At 63.9% G+C, this 23,407-nt stretch carries 26 protein-coding genes; 17 read left to right on the top strand and 9 right to left on the bottom strand.

What is annotated here, in order from left to right:
* Positions 1-418 precede the first annotated feature (418 nt).
* On the bottom strand, positions 419-2,323 hold the full coding sequence (gene kefC, locus ACYZGB_RS21400; RefSeq protein ID WP_462390908.1) for a glutathione-regulated potassium-efflux system protein KefC: 1,905 nt from the start codon (positions 2,321-2,323) through the stop codon (positions 419-421).
* Positions 2,324-2,583: 260 nt separating this feature from the next.
* On the opposite strand from kefC, the gene ACYZGB_RS21395 reads away from it, so the two are divergent.
* The 4 genes from ACYZGB_RS21395 to ACYZGB_RS21380 all read left to right on the top strand — a co-directional run bounded on the left by ACYZGB_RS21395 (position 2,584) and on the right by ACYZGB_RS21380 (position 5,497).
* The gene (locus ACYZGB_RS21395) at positions 2,584-3,222 is read left to right on the top strand and encodes a LysE family transporter (RefSeq protein ID WP_462390907.1); all 639 of its coding nucleotides are present in this window, start codon (positions 2,584-2,586) and stop codon (positions 3,220-3,222) included.
* A 131-nt stretch (positions 3,223-3,353) separates the two neighbouring features.
* A complete protein-coding gene (locus ACYZGB_RS21390) occupies positions 3,354-3,971 on the top strand; it encodes a nucleotide-binding protein (RefSeq protein WP_462390906.1) in 618 nt (205 codons plus the stop codon).
* A gap of 96 nt (positions 3,972-4,067) precedes the next feature.
* Entirely contained in the window at positions 4,068-4,532 is a 465-nt protein-coding gene (locus ACYZGB_RS21385) for a MaoC family dehydratase (RefSeq protein WP_462390905.1), read from the top strand.
* Between the two features lie 32 nt (positions 4,533-4,564).
* The gene (locus tag ACYZGB_RS21380; protein ID WP_462390904.1) at positions 4,565-5,497 is read left to right on the top strand and encodes a LysR family transcriptional regulator; all 933 of its coding nucleotides are present in this window, start codon (positions 4,565-4,567) and stop codon (positions 5,495-5,497) included.
* A gap of 7 nt (positions 5,498-5,504) precedes the next feature.
* Here ACYZGB_RS21380 and ACYZGB_RS21375 read toward each other — a convergent pair whose 3' ends face one another.
* Positions 5,505-6,032 carry a tRNA (cytidine(34)-2'-O)-methyltransferase gene (locus ACYZGB_RS21375; protein WP_462390903.1) on the bottom strand — a complete coding sequence of 176 codons (528 nt, stop codon included), beginning with the start codon at positions 6,030-6,032 and terminating at the stop codon, positions 5,505-5,507.
* A 113-nt stretch (positions 6,033-6,145) separates the two neighbouring features.
* Complete coding sequence (locus tag ACYZGB_RS21370; RefSeq protein WP_462390902.1) at positions 6,146-6,877, bottom strand: ComF family protein; 732 nt, start codon at positions 6,875-6,877, stop codon at positions 6,146-6,148.
* A 34-nt stretch (positions 6,878-6,911) separates the two neighbouring features.
* Between ACYZGB_RS21370 and ACYZGB_RS21365 the strand changes: the two genes are divergently transcribed.
* From ACYZGB_RS21365 to ACYZGB_RS21330, 8 genes are all read left to right on the top strand, one after another.
* Positions 6,912-7,814, top strand: a complete 903-nt coding sequence (locus ACYZGB_RS21365; protein WP_462390901.1) for a biotin synthase — start codon at positions 6,912-6,914, stop codon at positions 7,812-7,814.
* A 151-nt stretch (positions 7,815-7,965) separates the two neighbouring features.
* Positions 7,966-8,442: a DUF2244 domain-containing protein gene (locus ACYZGB_RS21360; protein WP_063458872.1), complete on the top strand. Its 477-nt coding sequence runs from the start codon at positions 7,966-7,968 to the stop codon at positions 8,440-8,442.
* A 59-nt stretch (positions 8,443-8,501) separates the two neighbouring features.
* Positions 8,502-9,671, top strand: a complete 1,170-nt coding sequence (coxB, locus tag ACYZGB_RS21355; protein WP_462390900.1) for a cytochrome c oxidase subunit II — start codon at positions 8,502-8,504, stop codon at positions 9,669-9,671.
* Between the two features lie 29 nt (positions 9,672-9,700).
* Positions 9,701-11,332, top strand: coding sequence for a cytochrome c oxidase subunit I (ctaD, locus tag ACYZGB_RS21350; RefSeq protein ID WP_063458870.1), 1,632 nt, complete (start codon positions 9,701-9,703; stop codon positions 11,330-11,332).
* A 10-nt stretch (positions 11,333-11,342) separates the two neighbouring features.
* Positions 11,343-11,453, top strand: a complete 111-nt coding sequence (locus tag ACYZGB_RS21345) for a cytochrome oxidase small assembly protein (protein WP_212742253.1) — start codon at positions 11,343-11,345, stop codon at positions 11,451-11,453.
* A gap of 18 nt (positions 11,454-11,471) precedes the next feature.
* Positions 11,472-12,110 (top strand): cytochrome c oxidase assembly protein, encoded by a 639-nt coding sequence (locus ACYZGB_RS21340; protein ID WP_462390899.1) that lies wholly within the window; start codon positions 11,472-11,474, stop codon positions 12,108-12,110.
* Positions 12,107-12,331 carry a DUF2970 domain-containing protein gene (locus ACYZGB_RS21335; protein WP_462390897.1) on the top strand — a complete coding sequence of 75 codons (225 nt, stop codon included), beginning with the start codon at positions 12,107-12,109 and terminating at the stop codon, positions 12,329-12,331. The genes ACYZGB_RS21340 and ACYZGB_RS21335 overlap by 4 nt, the downstream gene beginning before the upstream one ends.
* 64 nt (positions 12,332-12,395) lie before the next feature.
* Positions 12,396-13,277 (top strand): cytochrome c oxidase subunit 3, encoded by an 882-nt coding sequence (locus ACYZGB_RS21330; protein ID WP_462390896.1) that lies wholly within the window; start codon positions 12,396-12,398, stop codon positions 13,275-13,277.
* 122 nt (positions 13,278-13,399) lie between these two features.
* Here the strand turns inward: ACYZGB_RS21330 and ACYZGB_RS21325 are convergent, their stop codons facing one another.
* Complete coding sequence (locus ACYZGB_RS21325) at positions 13,400-13,630, bottom strand: twin transmembrane helix small protein (protein WP_291468645.1); 231 nt, start codon at positions 13,628-13,630, stop codon at positions 13,400-13,402.
* A gap of 15 nt (positions 13,631-13,645) precedes the next feature.
* Between ACYZGB_RS21325 and ACYZGB_RS21320 the strand changes: the two genes are divergently transcribed.
* Genes ACYZGB_RS21320 through ACYZGB_RS21300 form a run of 5 tightly spaced genes read left to right on the top strand, consistent with a single transcriptional unit; the run spans position 13,646 to position 17,837 of the window.
* Positions 13,646-14,452: an SURF1 family protein gene (locus ACYZGB_RS21320; protein WP_462390895.1), complete on the top strand. Its 807-nt coding sequence runs from the start codon at positions 13,646-13,648 to the stop codon at positions 14,450-14,452.
* The gene (locus ACYZGB_RS21315) at positions 14,394-15,137 is read left to right on the top strand and encodes a hypothetical protein (protein ID WP_462390893.1); all 744 of its coding nucleotides are present in this window, start codon (positions 14,394-14,396) and stop codon (positions 15,135-15,137) included. The genes ACYZGB_RS21320 and ACYZGB_RS21315 overlap by 59 nt, the downstream gene beginning before the upstream one ends.
* Positions 15,134-16,318 carry a COX15/CtaA family protein gene (locus ACYZGB_RS21310; RefSeq protein WP_462390892.1) on the top strand — a complete coding sequence of 395 codons (1,185 nt, stop codon included), beginning with the start codon at positions 15,134-15,136 and terminating at the stop codon, positions 16,316-16,318. Before ACYZGB_RS21315 ends, ACYZGB_RS21310 begins: the two co-directional genes overlap by 4 nt.
* Positions 16,315-17,217: a heme o synthase gene (cyoE, locus tag ACYZGB_RS21305; protein WP_462390891.1), complete on the top strand. Its 903-nt coding sequence runs from the start codon at positions 16,315-16,317 to the stop codon at positions 17,215-17,217. The genes ACYZGB_RS21310 and cyoE overlap by 4 nt, the downstream gene beginning before the upstream one ends.
* A gap of 5 nt (positions 17,218-17,222) precedes the next feature.
* Positions 17,223-17,837, top strand: coding sequence for an SCO family protein (locus ACYZGB_RS21300; protein ID WP_462390890.1), 615 nt, complete (start codon positions 17,223-17,225; stop codon positions 17,835-17,837).
* Positions 17,838-17,973: 136 nt separating this feature from the next.
* On the opposite strand, the gene ACYZGB_RS21295 is transcribed toward ACYZGB_RS21300, so the two are convergent.
* From ACYZGB_RS21295 to qatB, 5 genes are all read right to left on the bottom strand, one after another.
* Positions 17,974-19,011 carry a Bug family tripartite tricarboxylate transporter substrate binding protein gene (locus ACYZGB_RS21295; protein ID WP_462390888.1) on the bottom strand — a complete coding sequence of 346 codons (1,038 nt, stop codon included), beginning with the start codon at positions 19,009-19,011 and terminating at the stop codon, positions 17,974-17,976.
* A 116-nt stretch (positions 19,012-19,127) separates the two neighbouring features.
* A complete protein-coding gene (gene rpoH / locus ACYZGB_RS21290; protein ID WP_436140450.1) occupies positions 19,128-20,069 on the bottom strand; it encodes an RNA polymerase sigma factor RpoH in 942 nt (313 codons plus the stop codon).
* Between the two features lie 710 nt (positions 20,070-20,779).
* On the bottom strand, positions 20,780-21,514 hold the full coding sequence (gene qatD / locus ACYZGB_RS21285) for a Qat anti-phage system TatD family nuclease QatD (RefSeq protein ID WP_462390886.1): 735 nt from the start codon (positions 21,512-21,514) through the stop codon (positions 20,780-20,782).
* Positions 21,511-22,803, bottom strand: a complete 1,293-nt coding sequence (gene qatC, locus ACYZGB_RS21280; RefSeq protein ID WP_462390884.1) for a Qat anti-phage system QueC-like protein QatC — start codon at positions 22,801-22,803, stop codon at positions 21,511-21,513. Before qatC ends, qatD begins: the two co-directional genes overlap by 4 nt.
* Positions 22,800-23,407, bottom strand: a 608-nt coding sequence (qatB, locus tag ACYZGB_RS21275; protein ID WP_462390882.1) for a Qat anti-phage system associated protein QatB, incomplete at its 5' end; no start/stop codon positions are given. The genes qatC and qatB, both read right to left, overlap by 4 nt.

Here is a 23,407-nt window from a genome sequence, read left to right as displayed (position 1 = left end):
CGCCCTGAACACCAACGTTGGCGTTCTTCGCGGTTTCCTCCCCCGAGGCTTGTGCGACACCTGCCCTCAGGTCGGGGGCGCTCATCGCTCGGGGGTATTCCGGGCAGGTATCTCACAACCCTAAACAATATCGGAAGTTGTGGAATCTCCCAGAAGCAAGTCTTGCGGTGCTTGACGTCTAGGTCATTGACCTAACCATTGGGCGTGGTGTGCAGGATGCCAGTGGGCCAGCACCGATGCGTCAGTTTGTATGTGGCGAGAAGAAATCGCGCCAATGAAGTGGCGCGAAAGCGGTTTGCGCGCCACTTTATGGAGCCGGTCTCCCCTGCAGATGCGCTTTCTGGAGCCCTCTGCACCACAGGAGGTCATATGCTATCAAATGGATAGCTATTAAGGCTTGATGGTAGGGCGCAGGAGCCTATTTTTTATCCATTTTTTGGATGTGGACACCCCCATCGCCGTCTTCGGCACTCCCAACCTCGCCATACCCCGGGTACTCCGCCCCCGTGGAGTTCAGCGCCGCACTCTCCTGCCGCTCCCGCGCCATCTGCTCCGCAAACTGGTTGCGACCTTCGCGTGCGACGGCGATGAACTTGGCCTGGTCTTTGTAATGCGGGTACATGCGGTCGGCCAGCGCGATGTTGTGGGTGCGAAAACGCTGGGTGATGGCGGTGGCCTGTGCGGCGGGCAGGCCCATCAGCTCCAGCACCGTGTGGGCGCTTTGCAGGCTGGACTCGAACAGCTCACGCTGCACCAGGGTCACGCCCAAGTCGCGCAGCTTGTTCCAGTGGCTGATGTCGCGGGCGCGGGCCACGATCTGCAGGTGTGGAAAGTGCTCGCGCGCGAGCTTGGCGATCTGGAGGGACTGCTCGGCATCGTCCACGGCCACCACGAGGATGCGTGCGTGTTCGGCCCCGGCGATGCGCAGCAGGTCGAGCCGCGTGGCGTCGCCGTAGAACACGCGGTAGCCGAAGGTGCGCGCCACTTCCAGCATGTCCACACTGTGGTCGAGCACGGTGGTGGGGATGCCCTGGGCCAGCAGCACGCGCGAGACGATCTGCCCATAGCGGCCGAAGCCCGCGATGATGATGGGCGCTTCTTGCGGTTCGGAGATTTCCTCGGCCTGGGGCTTTGCGGTCTTGAGCTGGGCGTAGCGGCGCAGCAGCACGCGGTCCATCACCACAAGCAGCAGGGGGCTGATCAGCATCGACAGCGCCACTGCGCCGATCAGCAGCGAGGCGGTCTCTGCCGGGAACACGCTGGCGCCCGCAGCGGCCTGGAACACCACAAAAGCAAACTCGCCGCCCTGGGCCAGCAGCAGGGTGAACACCGGCCGCTCCTGGTAGGGGATGCCGACGATCTTGGCCAGCGTGTAGATCACCACGGCCTTGGCCGCCAGAAAGCCGACCAGGATGGCGGCCATGAGGCCGGGCGAGCGCAGGATCACGCCGAAGTCGATGCTCATGCCCACGGCGATGAAGAACAGCCCGAGCAGCAGGCCCTTGAAGGGCTCGATGTCGGCCTCCAGCTCGCGCCGGTATTCGCTGTCGGCCAGCAGCACACCGGCCAGAAAGGCGCCCAGCGCCATCGACAGGCCCACCAGCACCATCAGGTAGGCGATGCCCACCACCAGCAGCAGCGCGGCGGCGGTGAAGATTTCGGGGGTGTTGCTCTTGGCGATCCAGCGCAGCACGGGGCGCAGCAGCAGGCGCCCGCCGAGGATGATGGCGGCGATCACGCCGACGATCTTGAGCACCTCCAGCACCATCTCACCTGGCGAGTGGCCCGCCCCGTCGCCCGCGGCAGCACCCAGCACCGGCAGCAGCGCCAGGATGGGGATGGCGGCCACGTCCTGGAACAGCAGGATCGAAAAGCCTGCCTGGCCGCTGCTGGTGCGCATCAGATTGCGCTCAGCCAGCACCTGCAGCGCAATCGCCGTGGACGACAGCGCCAGGCCCAGTGCGCCCACCAGGCTCACGCGCCAGGGCAGGCCCGCCAGCGCACCCAGCGCAAACAGCGCGGCCGCGCAGCCCAGCACCTGGGCGGTGCCGGTGCCAAAAATGGGGCGGCGCAGGGCCCACAGGCGGCTGGGTTGCAGCTCCAGCCCGACCAGGAACAGCATGAGCACCACGCCGAATTCGGCAAAGTGCAGGATGTCCTGCACGTTGCTGACCAGCCCCAGGCCCCAGGGCCCGATGGCGATGCCCGCCGCCAGGTAGCCAATGATGGCGCCCAGGCCCAGCGCCTTGGCGATGGGCACGGCCAGCACGGCGGCGGCGAGGTACAGAAAACCGTAGGTGAGCCAGGTGGGGGCGTGTTCCATAGATAGGCAGAGGGCAATGCAGGCGGTGGCGTGGGGCAGGCGCCGCAGGGTGCGGGCGGGCGTGGGGTTGTCAGGATTCTGGCATTGGCGCAGCGCTTGGGACGGGTGCGCGAGGCATGGGATTCTTATGCTTCACTTTTGATAGCTTATAAGGCAATGGGGTCGCGCGGGAGAGGCCATTTTTATGCAAAAAACCATGGCTGACCTATGGTGGCGTTGTTAAGATGCGGGCCCTTCTTCGCACACGGGCTTGTTGACTCATGGACTTGCAGACTTGGCTGGCTTTTTTTGCGGCATCGTGCCTGATAGCGGTGTCGCCGGGTTCGGGGGCCGTGTTGTCGATGAGCCATGGCCTGTCGTTCGGCGTGCGCAAGACGGGCGCCACCATTCTGGGCCTGCAGCTGGGCCTGTTGCTGATACTGCTGATTGCCGGGGCGGGCGTGGGCTCACTGCTGCTGGCGTCCGAGCTGGCGTTCAGCATCGTGAAGGTGCTGGGGGCCTGCTACCTGATCTATGTGGGCTTCAACCAGTGGCGCGCGGGCGATGCGCCCATGGCGCAGGGCGACGAGGCCGCAGCGGCGGGCACCTGGCAAAAGCGCTGCCTCACGGGTTTTTTGACCAACGCCACCAACCCCAAGGGCATCATCTTCATGGTGGCCGTGTTGCCCCAGTTCATGACCGACACGCGCCCGCTGTGGTCCCAGTTGCTGGTGATGGCCGCCACCACATTGACGGTGGACGTGGTGGTGATGCACGGCTACGCTTTTGGGGCCAGCGCGCTGCGCCGCCTGATGCGCAGCGCCCGCGCCGTGCGGGCGCAGAACCGCGTGTTTGGCGGTTTGCTGATGGCGGTGGGGGCGGGGCTGTTTTTCGTCAAGCGCGGTGGTCAGCACGCCTGAGGGCGTGTTGCTTGCGCACAGTGGTGCCTTTTTGCTCTTGATTTGATAGCTTGAAGCGCTTGCCCATCAGGCGCAGAGGGCTGATTTGGCTTGTATTTTTTCATGGACCTGCAGATTCCAAGGAGCTTGTCATGCCAGTAGTTGTTGTCGCCAACCCGAAGGGCGGGGTGGGCAAGTCCACGCTGTCCACCAACATTGCGGGCTACTTTGCCAGCCAGGGGCATCCCGTGATCCTGGGCGACACCGACCGGCAGGAATCCGCCAAGCTCTGGCTGGGCCTGCGCCCACCCGCTGCGCGCGCGATTGGCGGCTGGGACACCAGCTCGGACGTGATCAGCCGCCCGCCCAAGGGCACCACGCATGCGGTGCTCGACACGCCCGCCGGCCTGCACGGCTGGCGCCTGAACGACGTGCTCAAGCTGGCCGACAAGATCATCGTGCCGCTGCAGCCCAGCGTGTTTGACATCTTCGCCACCCGCAGCTTTCTGGACCAGCTGGCTGAGCACCGCCGGGCCGAGGGCGTGCAGATCGGCATTGTCGGCATGCGGGTGGACGCCCGCACCAAGGCGGCCGAGCAGTTGCACCACTTTGTGGACAGCCTCGGCTTTCCTGTGCTGGGCTACCTGCGCGACACGCAGAACTATGTGCACCTGGCGGCGCACGGCCTCACTCTGTTTGACGTGGCCCCGGGCCGCGTGGCGCGCGATCTGGAGCAATGGCAAGGCATCTGTGCATGGCTCAATTCTTGAAGGACAGCGTGAAGCAGAACGTACGACCAGCCCCCCGGGAAAACACCTGTCACCCGGCAGACAAGGCGCGCCAGGGCGCGGGGCTACATTGCGACGATGAAAATCTTCCGTTCTTATTCCGAAGTCAGCGCCTGCGTGGGTCAGGAGGTCGCCGTGACCGACTGGATCACCATCACGCAGGAACAGGTCAACCTGTTTGCCCAGGCCACGGGCGACCACCAGTGGATCCATGTAGACCCCGAGCGGGCCAAGGCCGGGCCGTTTGGCGCGCCCATTGCGCATGGATTTCTCACGCTGTCGCTGATTCCGCAGTTTTTCGAGACCGGCCTGACCATCGAGGGTGCGCGCATGGGCGTGAACTACGGGCTGAACAAGGTGCGCTTCACAGCGCCGGTGCCGGTGGGCAGCCGCCTGCGCGCGCGCCTCACCTTGCAGGCCGCCGAGCCGGTGGCGCCCGATGGCATGCAGATGATCTGGCTGGTGACCGTGGAGCGCGAGGGCAGCGACAAGCCGGTGTGCGTGGCCGAGTCTTTGGCGCGCAATTTCGGCGCTCCGGCCTGAGCCTGGTCGCCACTGGGCAGGAGGTCTGAACCATGGACCGCCTGCAAGCCATGAAAATTTTCGAGCGCGTGGTGGAGGAGGGCGGCTTTGCCGCCGCCGCCCGCGCCATGGACATGTCGCCCCCCGTGGTTACCCGCATGGTGGCCGAGCTGGAGCAGCACCTGGGCACGCGCCTGCTGCAGCGCACGACGCGCAAACTGGCCCTGACAGATGCGGGCGAGGCCTACCTGCAGCGGGTGCGCGCCATCCTGCACGAGATCGACGACGCCGAGGCGGCGGCAGCCGCCAGCACACGCGACCTGCGCGGCACCATCCGCATCGTGGCGGCGCCGGTGCTGGCCACCAACTTCCTCGCGCCCATGGTGGCACTGTGGCATGCCCACTACCCCAAGCTGATGCTGGACATCAGCATGGACGCGTTTGCCTCCAGCCGCGTGGACGAGTTCGATGTGACCATCATGGTGGCGGGCGAGGACTTTGACGCCAACATCGTCGCGCGCTCGCTGGTGCAGGGCGAGGCCATCGTGGTGGCGTCACCCGACTATCTGAAGCGCCGGGGCATTCCGCGCGAGCCGCAGGATCTGGTGAACCACGACTACCTGCGGGACTCCAGCGCACCCGTGCGTGCGCAGATGGGTCCGGGCCGCAAGCTGCGCCTGCAGTCGCTGCGGGCCGATGTGCCCGACGAGGAGGTGGAGGCGCCCGCCGTGCTGCAGTCGGTGAGCACCGAGCTGCTGATGCGCGCCGCCGTGGACGGGGCGGGTGTGGCCGTCACCTCGCGCCTGCTGGCCGAGGAGCACCTGGCCCGGGGTGAGCTGGTGCACATCCTGCCGGACTGGATCTTTTCGCGCTACACGATCTATGCGGCGCTGCCCTCGGGCCGCATGCTGCCCGCGCGGACGCGGGTGTTTCTGGATTTCCTGACGGAGCAGGTGCCGCTGGCGATGGCGGAGAAACGCGGTTAGTGGGCGGTTAGCTGAGCTGAGCGAACCCGCTGATGATGGTGCCTTCGGGCTCTGTCGTGATCTGCCCGTCGGGCATGGCAAAGCTGTTCTGGCGCCAGGCTTCGAACACCGTCACCGCCACGGCATTCGACAGGTTGAGGCTGCGCTGGCCCTCCACCATGGGCAGGCGCAGGCGCTGGGCGGGGGGGAAGCTCTCGCGCAGCTCGACGGGCAGCCCCCGGGTTTCGGCGCCAAACACCAGCCAGTCGCCCGGCAGGAAGCAGGTGGAAAACACCGGCTGCGAGCCGTGTGTGGTCATGGCGAACATGCGCGTGGGGTCGGGCTGCGCGTCGCGCAAAAAAGCCGTCCAGCCGCTGTGGCGCAGCACCCGGGTGTATTCGTGGTAGTCCAGCCCCGCGCGGCGCATCAGCCGGTCCTCCATCGAGAACCCCAGGGGCTCGATCAGGTGCAGCGTGCAACCCGTGTTGGCCGCCAGGCGAATGATGTTGCCGGTGTTGGGCGGGATTTCGGGCTCGACGAGGACGATGTGGAACATGCCCGCTATTGTCTTCGCCCCGGATGTGAGTTGAGCAACCGCTCGTAATCAAAAGTATCCCGCCTGGCGGGCGCCGGGGCAATGCGCAGAGCGCAGCGCCTGCTGCGGCCGGTCTACTCCAGCGCCGTGCGTGCCAGCACCACCACCGTCACATGCGCCACCCCGGCCTCGCGCAGGGCCAGCGTGGCTGCATGCACGGTGGCGCCCGTGGTCATCACATCGTCCAGCAGCACCACCCGCTGCCTCCGCAGGGCGGCGGCGCGGGCGGGTTCCACGGCAAATGCACCCCGCAGGTTGCGCAGCCGCTGGGCGCGTGGCAGGCCGCTTTGGGCCTCGGTGGCATGTAGGCGCAGCAGGCTGTGCACGTCGGCCTTGGCGCCCGCCAGGTGCTGCGCCAGCAGGGCCGACTGGTTGAAGCCGCGTTCGCGCAGGCGTTCGGCAGACAGCGGCACGGGCAGCACCCGGTCGGCGGACTCCAGGGTGGGCTCCACCCAGGGCGTGCTGCGCAGCAGCGTGGCCAGCGTGCGGGCCCAGCCGGGGTCGGCCCGGAATTTGAAGTCCGCCAGCGCGGCAGACCAGGGGTAGGCGTAGTCCACGGCGGCCAGGCAGGCATCAAAGGCTGGCGGGTGTTGCAGGCAGGCGCCACACACGGCCACCCCCGTGGGCACCCGCAATGCGCAGCGTTGGCAGCGGCTGGCGGGTTGGGCGAACCGGGCCACGCAGGCGTTGCAGATGCGCTGCGACGGCCAGGCATGGCAAGCGGCACATTGACTGGGCACGCGGTCGGCCAGGCCCCGCAAGCCCCGCAGGTGGCGTGAAAGCCCTGGCAATCCTTGAAAAAGCATGAATCAATATACTCGCGCGTCCCTGTGAGCTGCCATGTCCTCCGAGCGCCCCCCCACCATCGACCCCCTTGCTGCTGCCCGCTGGCAGGCCGCTGCACCTGCCTTGTCCCCCTGGCTCCATGAAGAGGTGGCCCGCCGCATGGAGGACCGCCTGCAGTGGATTCGCCAGGCCCCAGCGTCGTGGTGCCATTGGGATGCCTTGCGTGGCGGGCTGCAGGCCCATGCGCTGGTGAGTGCCCGCTATCCGGAAGCCCGTTGCCAAGTGTTTGAATCTGCCGCGCACTGCGAGCCGTTGGTGCGGCAGGCCTTGGCCAAGCCCTGGTGGAGCCTTTCGCGCTGGAGCGCCGCCAGCCCCCAGTGGGGCCTGCCCGCTGATGCCAGCGTGCAGATGCTCTGGGCCAACATGGCGTTGCATACGGCCGCAGACCCGCAGGCCCTGATCGCGCAGTGGCACCGCGCGCTGGCGGTGGACGGCTACCTCATGTTCTCGTGCCTGGGGCCCGATACGCTGCGGGAGCTGCAAGGGGTGTATGCGGCCCTGGGCTGGCCTCCGGCGGGCCATGCGTTTACCGACATGCACGACTGGGGCGACATGTTGGTGCACGCCGGTTTTGCCGAGCCGGTGATGGACATGGAGCGCATCACGCTCACCTTTGCCACCCCTGAGCGGCTGGTGCAAGAGCTGCGCGAACTGGGCTGCAATCTGCACCCTGATCGCTTTCCCTCATTGCGCGGACGGCGCTGGCGCGACAAGCTCTACACAGTGCTCGCCGAGCGGCTTGCTGATCCGCAGCAGGGAGGTCAGTTGGCACTGACTTTTGAAATCATTTATGGCCACGCTTTCAAGCCCGCGCCACGGGTGCGCATGGACTCCAGCAGCACGGTTTCGCTGCAGGACATGCGTTTGATGTTGCGCAAGGGCGGCAAAGAAAACTAACCTGTAACTCCGTGTCAATGACTTGGAACAAGGCACGCTACAATTCAGGGTTATTGAGATTTCGGGCATCTTCCCGCGCAAATTTGCGGGCTGCGCCTGTGGTGCCTGAGGCCCCACAAACGGTGCGCCAGCAGCCTTGTGGGCACGACCTGTGACGGGCTTGGTTTTACGTTTTGCCACGGTGTCGGGTCAGCGCATTGACTGGCGCTTGGCCCGGAATTGCTCGGTCACGCCGGCACAGTTGGGATGGATGTATCTGTCCTTGTGCCTGGTGTCCCTGGGGATCGCAACGTGCTTCTGGATGCTCGGCGCCTACCTGGTGATGCCCTTTGCGTGGCTCGAAATCTTGGCTGTAGGAATTGCATTCGCCATGTACGGTCGCCATGCGGCGGATGGCGAGAGGATTTCGCTGCAAGGCTCGCGCCTTGTGGTGGAACGGGAGACGGCAGGCCGGCTGGAGCGCGCAGAGTTTGACCGGAGCCGGGTTCGTGTAGAACCCAAGACCGGAGATCACTCGCTCATCATGCTGTCTGCACAGGGTCGATCCGTTGAAGTGGGGCGCTTCGTGCGCCCCGAACTTCGACCGGCCCTGGCATCGGAGATCCGCATGGCCTTGCGCGCCGCCTGACCCCACGCAGGCTTGTGCAAGGGATTGGTTAAATTGAGGCTTAGAAGTAAGTGAGAACTATGAAGAGCATTTCCAACAAGCTGGCTTCTCTGCTGCTGATTGCCGGTGCATGGGTGGGCTCCGCAGCCCATGCCGTCCAGGACCTGCCTGGCGGCCCTGCAGTCAACCAGCTGAACCTGCATCCCCCCGTGACCAAAATTGCTGAAGAGCAGCATTTTCTGCACTGGATGATGCTGATCATCTGCACGGTGATCTTTGTTGCAGTGTTCTCCGTGATGTTCTACTCGATCTGGAAGCACCGCCGCTCCAAGGGCGCCAAGTCGGCCAACTTCCATGAGTCCGTCACCGTCGAAGTGGTCTGGACCATCATCCCCTTCATCATCGTGATCCTGATGGCCCTGCCCGCCACCAAGGTGCTGGTGGCGCAAAAGGACACCACCAACGCCGACCTCACCATCAAGACCACGGGCTACCAGTGGAAGTGGGGCTATGACTACATTACCGGCGAAGGCGAGGGCCTGGCCTTCATCTCTACGCTGGACAGCAGCCACCGTGTGATGTCCGACAGCGGCAAGGTCGCTGACGCACCCGCCGACTATCTGCTCAAGGTGGACAATCCGATGGTGGTGCCCGTGGGCAAGAAGATCCGCATCATCACCACCGCCAACGACGTGATCCACGCGTTCATGGTGCCTGCCTTCGGTATCAAGCAGGATGCGATTCCCGGTTTTGTGCGCGATACCTGGTTCCGCGCTGAGAAGATCGGTGACTACTACGGCCAGTGCGCCGAGCTGTGCGGCAAGGAGCACGCCTACATGCCCATCCATGTGAAGGTCGTGTCTGCCGAAGACTACACCGCCTGGGTGGCCGACCAGAAGAAGAAGGCTGCGGCCAAGCTGGACGACCCGACCAAGGTCTGGACGCTGGACGACATCATGAAGCGTGGCGAGAAGGTGTATGCCGCGAACTGCGCCGCCTGCCACCAGGCCAATGGCAAGGGCGCAGGCCCCATCAAGGCGCTGGACGCCTCGGCCGTGGTGCTGGACGCCGACCACGCCAAGCAGATCCAGATCCTGCTCAAGGGCGCTGCCAATGGGGCCATGCCTGCCTGGGCACAGCTCAGCGATACCGACATTGCCTCTGTGGTGACCTACACGAAAAACTCCTGGTCCAACAAGACCGGGCAGCTGGTGCAGCCTGCTGAAATCGTGGCCCAGCGCGGCAAGTAATCATCGCCCAACGTATTGAGGAATCCAACATGAGCGCAGTTCTCGACAACCACGGTCACGCGGGCGACCACGCACACGACGACCATGGCCACCATGGCCCCACCGGCTGGCGCCGCTGGGTGTACGCCACCAACCACAAAGACATCGGTACGCTGTACCTGCTGTTTGCCTTCACCATGCTCATGGTGGGCGGCGTTCTGGCGCTGCTGATCCGCGCCGAGCTGTTCCAGCCCGGTCTGCAACTGGTGAACCCCGAGCTGTTCAACCAGCTCACCACCATGCATGGCCTGATCATGGTGTTCGGCGCCATCATGCCGGCCTTCGTCGGCTTTGCGAACTGGATGATCCCGCTGCAGATTGGCGCATCCGACATGGCCTTCGCGCGCATGAACAACTTCAGCTTCTGGCTGATGATTCCTGCGGCCATCATGCTCGTGGCATCGTTCTTCATGCCCGGTGGCGCCCCCGCCGCTGGCTGGACGCTGTATGCACCGCTGACGCTGCAGATGGGCCCCTCGATGGATGCCGGCATCTTCGCGATGCACATCCTGGGTGCCAGCTCCATCATGGGCTCGATCAACATCATCGTGACCATCCTGAACATGCGCGCCCCCGGCATGACGCTGATGAAGATGCCGATGTTCGCCTGGACCTGGCTCATCACCGCCTACCTGCTGATCGCCGTGATGCCCGTGCTGGCTGGCGCGATCACCATGACGCTGACGGACCGCCACTTCGGCACCAGCTTCTTCAACCCCGCCGGTGGTGGCGACCCGGTGATGTACCAGCACATCTTCTGGTTCTTCGGCCACCCCGAGGTGTACATCATGATCTTGCCGGCCTTCGGCATCATCAGCCAGATCGTGCCTGCGTTCGCCCGCAAGAAGCTGTTCGGCTACGCCTCCATGGTGTACGCCACCTCGTCGATTGCCATCCTGTCGTTCATCGTGTGGGCCCACCACATGTTCACGACTGGCATGCCCGTGACGGGCCAGCTGTTCTTCATGTACGCCACCATGCTGATCTCCGTGCCCACGGCCGTGAAGATCTTCAACTGGATCGCCACCATGTGGCGTGGCTCCATGACGTTTGAAACCCCCATGCTGTTTGCCGTGGGCTTCATCTTCGTGTTCACCATGGGTGGTTTCACCGGCCTGATTCTGGCCATGGCCCCTATCGACATCCAGCTGCAGGACACGTACTACGTGGTGGCCCACTTCCACTACGTGCTGGTGGCTGGCTCGCTGTTCTCCATGTTTGCCGGCGTGTACTACTGGCTGCCCAAGTGGACGGGCGTGATGTACTCCGAAACCCGTGGCCAGATCCACTTCTGGGGTTCGTTGATCACGTTCAACATCACGTTCTTCCCGATGCACTTCCTGGGCCTGGCCGGCATGCCGCGCCGCTATGCCGACTACCCCATGCAGTTCGCTGATTTCAATGCGATTGCCTCCGTGGGCGCATTCGGCTTCGGTCTGATGCAGGTGTACTTCTTCCTGGCCGTCATCGTGCCCGCCATGCGTGGTAAGGGTGAGAAGGCTGCCGCCAAGCCTTGGGACGGTGCCGAAGGCCTGGAGTGGGAAGTCCCATCCCCTGCGCCTTTCCACACCTTTGAGAACCCACCCAAGCTGGACGCCACGGCCACCCGTGTGATCGGCTGAGGACCCGCCCATGACACCCGAGCAGAAAAAGAGCAACCTGCGAATGGCGCTGATCCTGGCGTCGATTGCGGTGGTGTTCTTCGTCGGGTTCATGGCCAAGGTGTTCTTCCTCTCCCGCTAAGCTGAGGCCCCACCTGCCATGAGCCTGCGCCGCGAAAACGCCAAGATGGTCGGCAAGCTGGTCGTGATTGCGGCCGGCATGTTCGCCTTCGGCTACGTGCTGATCCCGATCTACAAGCACATCTGCGAGATGACGGGTATCAACATCCTGTCGCTGTCCGAGCGCCAGGTGCCGGGCAACGGCGTGGCGGGCAAGGACGTGAAGCTGCCTGCGAACACGCAGGTAGACAAGAGCCGCACCATCACCGTCGAGTTCGACGCCAATGCGCGCGGCCCCTGGGACTTCAAGCCCGCCCAGCGCTCGGTGCAGGTGCACCCCGGCGAGCTGACCACGGTGATGTACGAGTTCCAGAACGTACAGAACCGCCGCATGGCCGCACAGGCCATTCCGAGTTATGCCCCGCGCCAGGCGGCAGCCCACTTCAACAAGCTGGAGTGTTTCTGCTTCAACCAGTATGTGCTGGAGCCCGGTGAAAAGAAGGAATGGCCCGTGGCCTTCGTGATTGATCCGCGCCTGTCCAAGGATGTGACCACCATCACGCTGTCCTACACATTCTTCGAAGTGGGTGGCAAGACGCCAGCCGCACCGGAATCCACCGCAGCCGTGGGCGGCGCCGTGTCCATCCCCAGCGTGTTGGCGACAGGAGTTGGCTCATGAATGCGCCCGTCGATCCATCTGCCGTGAAGCCGCTGGAGCGCAAGGGCTCGCTGCTGCGCACGGTGCGCGCGGTGGCCTGGTCGCTCATTGGCCTGCGCAAGGGCAGCGAATACCAGCAGGATGTCGAAAAGCTCAACCCGCTGCACATCATTGTGGTGGGGCTGGTAGCGGTTTTTTTGCTGGTGATGGGGCTGATGGCCTTGGTGAATTGGGTAGTGTGAGCGGGTTGTTGGACCCGTATCGTCAACAAGACTGAAAACAAAGATTTGAGATTCAGGAGCTGAAATGAGTGCATCAACCCACGGCGGAACCCCGTACTACTATGTGCCTGCCGAGTCGCGCCACCCGGTGATGGCGGCTGCAGGCCTGTTCTTTGTCATCCTTGGCGCAGGTCAGTGGATCAACGGCCATGACTGGGGCAAGTATTCCCTGGCCCTGGGCCTGGTGTGGTGGTTGTTCACGCTGTACCAGTGGTTCGGTGATGCGGCGCGCGAAAGCGAAGGCGGCCTGTACGGCCACAAGATCGACCTGTCGTACCGCTGGAGCATGAGCTGGTTCATCTTCTCGGAAGTGATGTTCTTCGGCGCGTTCTTCACGGCCCTGTGGTGGGCGCGTGCGCACTCGGTGCCTGCACTGGGTAGCCTCGACAACGCGCTGCTCTGGCCTGATTTCAAGGCGGTGTGGCCCAGCGTGGCAGCTGGCATCACTGCCTCGCCTGCTGGCATCGTCGAGCCTTTCCAGACGGTCGGCCCCTTCTGGCTGCCCACCATCAACACCGCGCTGCTGCTGACCTCGGGCGTGACGCTGACCATTGCCCACCACGCACTGCGCGAAAACCATCGCGGCAAGACGATTGGTTTCATGTGGGCTACGGTGCTCTTGGGTTTTGTCTTCCTGCTGGTGCAAGGCTACGAGTACTACCACCTGTACACCGACCTGAACCTCAAGCTCAACTCGGGCGTGTTCGGCTCCACCTTCTTCATGCTGACCGGTTTCCACGGTTTCCACGTGTTCCTGGGCATGCTGATGCTGCTGGTGATCACGCTGCGCCTGCAAAAGGGCCACTTCACCGCCGACAAGCACTTCGGCTTTGAAGGTGCAGCCTGGTACTGGCACTTTGTGGACGTGGTGTGGCTCGGTCTGTACGTGCTGGTGTACTGGATGTAAGCACCCCACGGCACCCGTAAAAAAAGCGCCTCGCGGCGCTTTTTTTGTTGGAGGTACGAGCCGCAAGAAGGCTGGATGTTTGCCCCTGTGGCTGGCGAGGGCCCTTGCTGGAACAGGCCCGGTCAGCGGGTTGCTGGCAGGCCAGTGGGCTGTATGTAGCCCAGCTGCCAGGCAATCAGAATGCACACAAACAGCACAATGGACAACCCCACCCGCACTGCCAGTGCCTTGGCCATGTGGTTGCCTTTGCGCTTGTCGCCCTGGCTGCCCTGGCCGTTGCGCATCATGAAGAACAAGGCCGACGCGAGGCTGGCCAAAATGGCGATGAACGCCAGCACTACGAGGTATTTCATGGAGCACATTATCCCGTGACCACTTTTCGCCGCCCTCTGGGTCTGCGTTTCTGGCTCATCACGCTGACCACGGTGGCGGGCATGCTGGTCACCGCGTCGCTGGGGCGCTGGCAACTGTCGCGCGCAGCGCAGAAAGAAACCCTGCAGGCCATGCTGGACGCGCGTGGCCGCATGCCGGCGATGGATGGCCGTGTGCTGCTGTCGCAACCCGCCGTGGCGACCGCGGAGGCCGAAACCCTGGTGCACCGGGCGGTGGTGTTGGAGGGGCGCTGGTTGCCACAGCACACCGTGTACCTCGACAACCGCCAGATGAATGGCCGCCCCGGGTTTTTTGTGCTCACGCCCCTGCAGTTGGTGGGCACACCTTCGGGGGCGGTACTGGTGCAGCGGGGCTGGGTGCCGCGCAATTTTCAGGATCGCACCCAGCTGCCCCAGGTGCCAACCCCGCAGGATGTGGTGGTGCGGGTGGCGGGGCGCGTGGCCGCCGCGCCCTCGCGCCTGTACGAGTTTGGCGGGGATGGCAGCGGCGCGGGCGCCCCCGGCGCTCAGGGGTCTTCCCGCATCCGGCAGAATCTCGACTTGGCCGCGTTTCGCACTGAAACCGGCCTGGCGCTCGCCCCGCTCACCGTGGTGCAGACGGGCGAGGCGGTGGATGCGGGCGACGGCCTGCAACGCGACTGGCCCGTGGTGGGCGCAGGCGTCGATAAACACTACGGTTACGCATTTCAATGGTTCGGGCTCTGCGGCCTGATGGCACTTCTCTATGTCTGGTTCCAAATCGTCCGACGGTTCATTCGCCCGCGCAGCCAGCCTGCCCCCTGAAGTCCATGCCGAGCACCCGCTGGGGCTGACCGTGCACACCCTGCCCGAGGCCGGAGATGCCGTGGCCAGCGCACAGCGCACGCGCCATGGACGGTGGAAGATGCTGGGCGTGCTGGCGATCTGCGCGGCTCCGGTGATCGCTTCGTATTTCACCTACTACGTGATTCGCCCCGAAGGCCGTCGCAACTATGGGGAGCTGATCGACCCCCAGCGCACGCTGCCCGCGCTCACCGCCACCACGCCGGATGGCGCATCGGTGCCACTGGCCTCGCTCAAGGGCCAGTGGTTGTTGGTGAGCGTGGCTGGTGGCGTCTGTGATGCACCGTGCCAGAACCACCTGTATCTGCAGCGCCAACTGCGCGAAAGCCTGGGCAAGGAAAAGGACCGTCTGGACTGGGTCTGGCTCGTCAACGACAACGCGGCCATCCCTGACGCGCTGGCACCGGCCCTGCAAAAGGCCACGGTGCTGCGGGTGGACGGCGCAGCACTCAACGCCTGGCTCACCCCGGCGGCGGGCCACCAGCAGGCCGACCACCTGTATGTGGTGGACCCCATGGGCAACTGGATGATGCGCTTCCCTGCGGCCATGGATGCCAGCGGCGCCGCCAAGGCCAAGCGTGACCTGGAGCGCCTGCTGCGCGCCTCCTCGTCGTGGGACGACGCCGGGCGGCCGGGCCAGCCATGAGCGACACCCAGCCGTTGTACGACCTGGCGCCCGTGCTGGAGCTGATGCTCCTGGGACTGCTGATTGCGCTGGGGCCGCTGGCCTGGGTGTGGGTGCGCAACCGCCGCAGCTCGCCCATGCGGCGCCTGCAGGCGCTCACGGTGCTGACCTTGTTTTTGACCTTTGACCTGGTGCTGTTTGGCGCCTTCACCCGCCTCACCGATTCGGGCCTGGGCTGCCCCGACTGGCCCGGCTGCTACGGCAGTGCCAGCCCGGTGGGCGCGCGCGCAGAAATTTCGGCCGCACAAGAGGCCATGCCCACGGGCCCCGTCACGCATGGCAAGGCCTGGGTGGAGATGATCCACCGCTACCTTGCCACCGGCGTGGGCGTGCTCATCATCGTGCTCACGGTGTCGTCCTGGGTGCAGCACCGCCGGGCCCAGCGCGGCATGGCCGAGGCGCCTCCGCTCAGCCCCTGGTGGCCTACGGTCACCTTGGTGTGGGTGTGCCTGCAAGGGGCCTTTGGCGCGCTCACGGTGACGATGAAGCTCTTCCCTGCCATCGTCACGCTGCACCTCATCGGTGGACTGGTGTTGCTGGCGCTGCTGTGTGTGCAGGCGGTGCGCCACACCCACGCGGCGCAAGGTCGCCTGCCCACCGTGATCTCGCCCGCACTGCGCCGGGGCCTGGCCTGGACGGGGCTGCTGCTGGCGCTGCAGGTGGTGCTGGGCGGCTGGGTCAGCACCAACTACGCGGTGCTGGCCTGCACCACCTTCCCCACCTGCCAGGGCAGCTGGTGGCCCGCGATGGACTTTGCCCAGGGTTTTCAGGTCTGGCGCAAGCTGGGCATGCTGCAGGACGGCAGCCACATCAGTTTTGCGGGCCTTACCGCCATCCATTACGTGCACCGCCTGATGGCCTACGTTGTGCTGGCGGCGCTTGCATGGCTGGCCTGGCGCCTGCACCGCAGTGGCGCGCTGCGCGCGCAAACGCGCTGGCTGGCGGGGCTGTCGGTGCTGCAGCTGGCCACGGGCCTGTCCAACGTGATCCTGGACTGGCCGCTGGTGGCCGCCGTGCTGCACACCGGCGGCGCGGCCGCACTGGTCGTGGTGCTGACCTGGGCCCTGGTGTCCAGCCGTGTAGCCGTGCCTGTTTCCCGAGAGTTTTCCGCGTCGCCTGGCGCATCGAGAGTGTCCGCATGAGTGTCGCCCCCCCCCACGTTGTTGCCTTGCCCTCGCGCATGCAGCAGTTCTATGCGCTGACCAAGCCCCGCGTGGTGCAGCTCATCGTTTTCTGTGCCCTGATCGGCATGGTGCTGGCCGTTCCCGGCCTGCCCACCGCCGCGCAGCTGGGCCACATGGCGCTTGCCAGCGCCGGGGTGTGGCTGGTGGCGGGTGCTGCAGCTGCCTTCAACTGCATCGTCGAGCAGGGCATCGACGCCAAGATGAAACGCACCGCCTGGCGCCCCACGGCCAAGGGCGAGCTGTCCAATGCGCAGACGCTGCTGTTCTCGGCCGTGCTGTGCGCAGCGGGCTCGGCCCTGCTGTACTTCTGGATCAACCCGCTAACTATGTGGCTCACTTTCGCCACCTTCGTCGGCTATGCGGTGGTCTACACCGTGATCCTGAAGCCCCTGACGCCGCAGAACATCGTGATTGGCGGCGCATCGGGCGCCATGCCTCCGGTGCTGGGCTGGGCCGCCATGACGGGCGATGTGGGCCCCGAGGCGCTGATCCTGTTCCTCATCATCTTCCTGTGGACACCTCCGCACTTCTGGGCGCTGGCGCTGTACCGCGTGGAGGACTACCGCAAGTCCGGCCTGCCCATGCTGCCCGTGACCCATGGCAACGAGTTCACCCGGCTACAGGTGTTTCTCTACACCCTGATCCTGTTTGCAGGCTGCCTGATGCCTTTTGTGTACGGCATGAGTTCCTGGATCTACCTGGCGGCCGCCGTGCTGCTGTCGGCGGGCTTTTGTGGCTACGGCTTTGCCCTGTGGCGCAACTACTCCGACGCGCTGGCGCGCAAGACCTTCCGTTTTTCCCTCATCCACCTGAGCGTGCTGTTTGCTGCCCTGCTGGTGGACCACTACGTGCTGTGAACCCCATGCTCAAACGAAACGCTCTTAAAACGATAGCTATCAGTGCTTTATCCATAGGCGCAACGGGCCTTTTTAGTGCTTGTTCTGAGAAAAAAAAGGCCGAATTTCGCGGCGTGGACATCACCGGGGCCGACTACGCCCGCGACCTGCCGCTGACCGACCACAACGGCCAGGCACGCCACATCCAGGACTTTGCGGGCAAGGTCGTGGTGGTGTTCTTCGGCTTCACGCAGTGCCCAGACGTATGCCCCACCTCCATGCAGGAGCTGGCCGAGGTCAAGCAGATCCTGGGCAAGGACGGCGATCGCCTGCAAGGCATCTTCGTGACGGTGGACCCGGACCGCGACACGCCCGAGGTGCTCAAGGCCTACATGGCCAACTTCGACCCGAGCTTCCTGGCCCTGCGTGGCTCACCCGAGCAACTCGCTGCGGTCGCCAAGGACTTCAAGATCTACTACAAGAAGGTCGATGGCAAGACGCCCACCAGCTACACCATGGACCACTCGGCGGGCAGCTACGTGTACGACCCCGCCGGCCGCCTGCGCGTGTACAACCGCTACGGCAGCGGCGCCCAGGCCCTGGCCGCCGACGTCAAAACCCTGCTCGCCGAAGCGGGCTGAGATTTCTGCGGGCCCGCCAGCTCGCCTGCTGGTGTGACAGCACCCGCAACAAAAAACCCGGGCAGGCTCATCGGCCAGACCCGGGTTGAGTTGCCTTGTTTCCAAGGCGTGCGGCCGTGGTGCCGCGTTCGCTTGCTTACTCCGCCTTGATGCCGCGCATCGCGATCACACCGCCCAGCAGGTTGGTGTCGGCCTTCACGCGGTTGGCCAGCCCTTCAGGCGATGAACCCACCGTCTGCCAGCCCTGCTGGAACAGCTTGCCGCGCACCTCTTCGCTGCGCGCGATTTCGCTGATTAGCGCCGCCAGCTGGGCCTGGATGGGCTTGGGCAGGGTCGAAGGCGCCGCAAAGGCATTCCAGATTTCCAGGTTGAAGTTGCTGATGCCTGCCTCGGCAAGGCTCGGCACATCGGGTGCCAGCGGGCTGCGCCCGGAAGACGTCACGCCAATCGCGCGCAGCTTGCCCGCACGCACCTGGGCCTGCGCCAGGGCCGGGGGCAGCAGGGCCATCTGCAACTGCCCGCCCAGCATGGCGGTGGCCACCTGCGGGTAGCCCGGGTAGGGCACATGCACCGGGTTGATGTTGCTGCGCGACTTGAGCAACTCGGTGCCAATATGGCCCACCGTGCCCACGCCCGGCGTGCCATAGCTCCACTTGTCGCCGCCATTGCGGGCTGCCACAAAGAAGTCGCGGGCGCTGCTGTTGGCAGGCACCCCGGGCTGGCTCACGGGCGCTGTCAGGATCAGGGGCGAGGTGCCGATCAGGCTCAGCGGTGCCAGGTCCTTGATCGGGTCGTACGGCACGGCCGGGTTCAGCAGCTTGGCAATCGTCATGTTGCCGTTGATCATCAGGCCGATGGTGTGGTCGTCGCGTGCCTTGGCCACGGCATCGGCGGCAATGTTGCCGCCCGCGCCCACCTTGTTTTCCACAATCACGGGCTGGCCCAGGGCCTTGGACAGCGGCTCGGTGAAAGTGCGCGCCGTGAGGTCGGGCGAAGACCCGGCCGGAAAGCCCACGATGATCTTGAGCGGCTTGGTGGGCCAGGCCAGGGGCGCGGCTGCAGCGGCGGCGCCGGGCTTGGCAGCGTTCTGGGCCAGGGCCCAGGGGGAGGCGGCTGCAAGCGCAATCAGCAGCGTAGAAGCACGGCGGGACACAACAGGGCGTGACGACAACATGGGAAGGGGTCTCCTCAACAAGAATATTCAGGGGTCGAAACGACACGGGGCCCCAGAACTGGGGCCCCGTGAGGCAACTTCTGCAGCCCGGGATGTTAACCCCGCCGCCCGCAGGCTCAGGCGTACTCGGCCAGCGCCTTTTTCATCTTCTTCATCGCCGCCACCTCGATCTGGCGGATGCGCTCGGCGCTCACGCCGTACACCGCCGCCAGCTCGTGCAGCGTCATGCCGCCCGTGCCGTCGTCGTTGACTTTGAGCCAGCGCTCTTCCACGATGCGGCGGCTGCGATCGTCCAGGCTGGCCAGCGCCGTGGCAATGCCATCGGTGGCCAGCGCGTCACGCTGGCGCGACTCGATCATGGCCGTGGGTTCGTGCGATCCGTCGGCCAGGTAGGCGATGGGGCCAAACGCCTGTTCACCATCGTCCGACGGGGCTGGGTCCAGCAGCACATCACCACCCGACATGCGGGTTTCCATCTCGATCACTTCCTCGCGCTTCACATTGAGCTGCGCGGCCACCGAGTCGATCTCGCGGTCCGACAGCGTGTCGCGGTGCGTGGCGGCGTCTGCTGCTGCGGCATCGGCCTTGAAGCCCTGTTTCATCGAACGCAGGTTGAAGAACAGCTTGCGCTGGGCCTTGGTGGTTGCCACCTTCACCATGCGCCAATTCTTCAGAATGTATTCATGGATCTCGGCCTTGATCCAGTGCATGGCATAGCTCACCAGGCGCACGCCCTGATCGGGGTCGAAGCGCTTGACGGCCTTCATCAGGCCCACATTGCCTTCCTGGATCAGGTCGCCATGGGGCAGGCCATAGCCCAGGTACTGGCGCGAAATCGAGACCACCAGGCGCAGGTGCGACATGACCAGCCGACCGGCGGCATCCACATCGTTGTTGTCCTTGAGCTGCCGTGCATAGGTCTGCTCTTCTTCGTGGGTGAGCAGGGGCAGGCGGTTGACCGCCGAGATGTAGGCGTCGAGGTTGCCCAGCGCAGGCACCAACGCCCAGGGGTTGGCGGGAGCCAGGGTCATCGTCGCGGTTCCAGACTGAATGTTCATTCCAGGAATCCTTTCCTCTAAGCCAAGATATTAGCACTCGATGAGATTGAGTGCTAAATCCATAGTTCCCCTGCGGTTGGACAAGGTTGCCCGTCCGCCATCGCCGGAGTGTGCGTCTCGCGCGACAGGTGTCGATTCCACTCGAGTTTTGTATTTTTCTCATTGAGTTTTGTACTTTTGGAGCGCGAAAAGATCGCGTAACTATTTGATTTTCAATGGGAATTTTCTTACTGGTGACGTTTCGCCTATCTTCTCAGCCTTCTTTTTAAGCAATTTTCAGAAATTTTTACCCCACCCCTTAGAGCCGCGAATCGCGCGTTGATTGCTCCGCAATGCGGCCTAGCCACCAGTTGAATGCACATTGTTTGTGAGTGCTTGCTTTCTCTGTTCGGTCATTGGGAGGAAATTGGTGAGAAATTTCCCCTTTCGTTGCCGGTCCAAGAACTGGGAGCAACGGCGCCCCTACCCGTTTCCTACGGGTTGCTCGTTCGTGTGGCAAAGGAGTGACAGTGCGTGCCAGTGGACGAGTCGCGATCGGACAGGTTTAGGCTGATTGCAGCCGCTCAGTGTTGGCAGGTGAACGTCGGCTCAAGCCGAAACCGGGCGAACGATCATCAACACGGCGGATGTCCATGAGCGCGGGCGTGGTTGCGAATGACGCAGGCACCCGACCGGCTGTTGATAGTCTGAAAACTACTCGCGGTGCGATTTCAAGCGTGGTTAACGAGTAACCGATTTAAGTTGGCCGTCAACTGGTCCTCAACTCCTGCGGTAGACATGGACCAAACCTCCGCCAGTTCGCTGCACACCTTCCATGCGTCCCAAGGTTTTAAAGGCGCTGAACCATCTAACGTAAAGGGACCGTCGGTCTCAGGCAGCACCCTGTCAATCGGCATCCTTGCCGCCAGACCCCGCCCCTTTTCACCAGCCAACATCGCCGGCCCTACGCTAAACCAGCATCCCAACCTTATCGCCGCTTGGAGTTCCGTGAGTCCGCCTGAGAACCAGTGCAGGACAGGCAAGCCAACCGAGCCGGCTTGAGCAAGGAGCTCTACCGTCCGTCCAGCCGCTCCGCGGGAGTGAACGCTGATGACTCGCCCCCCTTGTCTCGAGCACTCAGCAAGAGCTGCTCGAAAGATGCGTTCCTGCAAAGCAAGGCTCGCCCGAAATCGCACCGAGCCATCCAGTCCAACCTCGCCGATGAACCGTGCGTTCGCAACACTGCCGACGAGCTGATCGAGCTCCATGGCCTTGGCCGACGCGACCTCCGGGTGCAGTCCAAGGCCGACCTTGATGTTCTCCAGTCCTGCGAACACACGCGAGGTGGCCACATAGGCCCTCGGACTGGTCGTGACAACCAACGTGAACTTGTTGCGTGTGTTGGTCTCGCGCGCCAGCACTAGCCCGTTCTGGTACAGGTCGAGATGGGAGTGGAAGTCAATCACAGGACTTGGTGATAGCGAAGAAGGCGGCCCAGTTCGGCTAGCCCACGCTCAACAACGCCTTCGAACGCTACGCGCTCGATGGGGCTCGCGAAAGCAGCAAACTGTCCCGCAGTGAAAGCGCGCACGCCGCTCTCCTCAACCTTCATCACGGCAGCCGCGACAGCGGCCACATCGTTGGCGCCACGTTCAGGTTGAGCGGCTTTCAGATCGGTGAAGTGGTAGGCCTTGGGGGTTGTGTCGGCAATGCCCGAACATAAGAAGGCTGACCTTCGTACAAGGCAGGGGACGCAGCGACCACAGTGTTGCAACCCATACACCGCATACCGACCGCAACTCGTCGACTGCCCTGCCAGCTCGGAAAGGCGAGGCCTATCAAGGCAGCGCTCCATCATTTCCGCCTTCGTCACCGCTGCGTACGGCAATTGAAGGCTGGTTGGGATGCCTAGGCGCGACCAGATGGCCTGAAGTCGACGCATGAACACCGGGTGGGTGGTCTTCGTACTCAGGCTACCTACACGTCCGGCGTTCAGAGGGACGTTCAGGCTGATAAGACCGTTCTCCGGAACGACCACATCGACCGCATTACTGCCAGTGGCGTCGGCGTGGCTGTCAGCCGCGAGCGCTGCGAATGCGAAGAACACGATAGACCTGCCACGCGTGGAACCTTCTCCATCGCGTTGCGGTTTTAGCCAGATGTTCTGATTCCACTGAAGATGGCGATCGCCACCGCCGAGTGTTCGCGCGTAGAGGACTTGAGTTTCCGAGTCACCCTTGGCAATGTGTGAGACGAAGATGGGGGAACGCCCACCCGCGGTCAGGTCGAGCGCCCCAACCAGACTGTCCAACCCACCGGAGAGAAGCGATACGCAGTCCGCGTCATGGACCACGCGATGCTTGGGAATCGGCGGCGGGTAGCCTCCCTCCAGAAAGCTGATGTGCCAGAAGTCGCCGGTCAAAAATCGTAGCGTCTGCTCGATGTCGTCCGTCAGCTCCGCGAACGGTGCGGGCTCGTATAGAACCACTTCCAGTTCAATTACACGCGTCCAGCCATCGGCCGACGGGCTGCGTTCTACGGCGTGATCAGCGGCGTTGACAGCAAGGGCAAGGGTGAGGAAGTCCCAACTTGCTGCACCAGGTTCGACACCTGCGCGCTTGATGTCCTCTATGAGCGAAGCGCCCACGATGCTGACGTCCGGGAGTCCATCGTGCCCGTACATCGAGAAGTACGTGACATCGGCGGAACGATCCTCGGGGATGGCGTCCTTAGGTGCACAAAAAACCCTGGTCATAGGTCCGCCTCGAAGAGCTCGAACGTCATCTTCAACGCCTCCTGAAGAATCGCGTCGAGCTGGTTCCGCGTTGGGTTCGCAACCGTGCCTTTCAACATGTCTATGTGCAGACCAATCTCGTTCTTGAGGAAGCGCCTCATCTCTCGCTCACGAATCACGACAGTTGTTGGGTCAATCTGAGCGCTCTCGAAGATGGGCCCCAAGTCGAAACACAGACGATTGGCGGCTTCGATGGCCAGGTACCCCTTCATCAGCTCCCAAATGTCGCTGACGTTCATGGCCAAGGGGTCTACGCTGGTGTCGTCCCTCAGTAGCTCGTGCAGCGCAAGCGCCATAGCGTCACGGAATGACTCTTCGTCAGGGCTTCCACCTGCCGGCGCCAGCTCACGGACGATTGCGTCCACCACGTCTTCAGCCGACGGATTAGTGGCTTGTAGGTTCTCAACCCACTGGCGAGCTTCGCTGGACGCGCCTTGGTGTTGATTTCCATGCAACCGTAACCCACCATTTCCATCTCGATCTGACCCACCCTGGCTCGTGAACTTCACGCTCACGTTGTGGATAAGTTCTTGGCTGTCTTCTCCTTCTTGGTGGTCTGTGGCGG

The sequence above is a fragment of the Acidovorax sp. Q11 genome (assembly GCF_054950075.1).
This window is presented reverse-complemented; position numbering and strand designations above follow the sequence as displayed.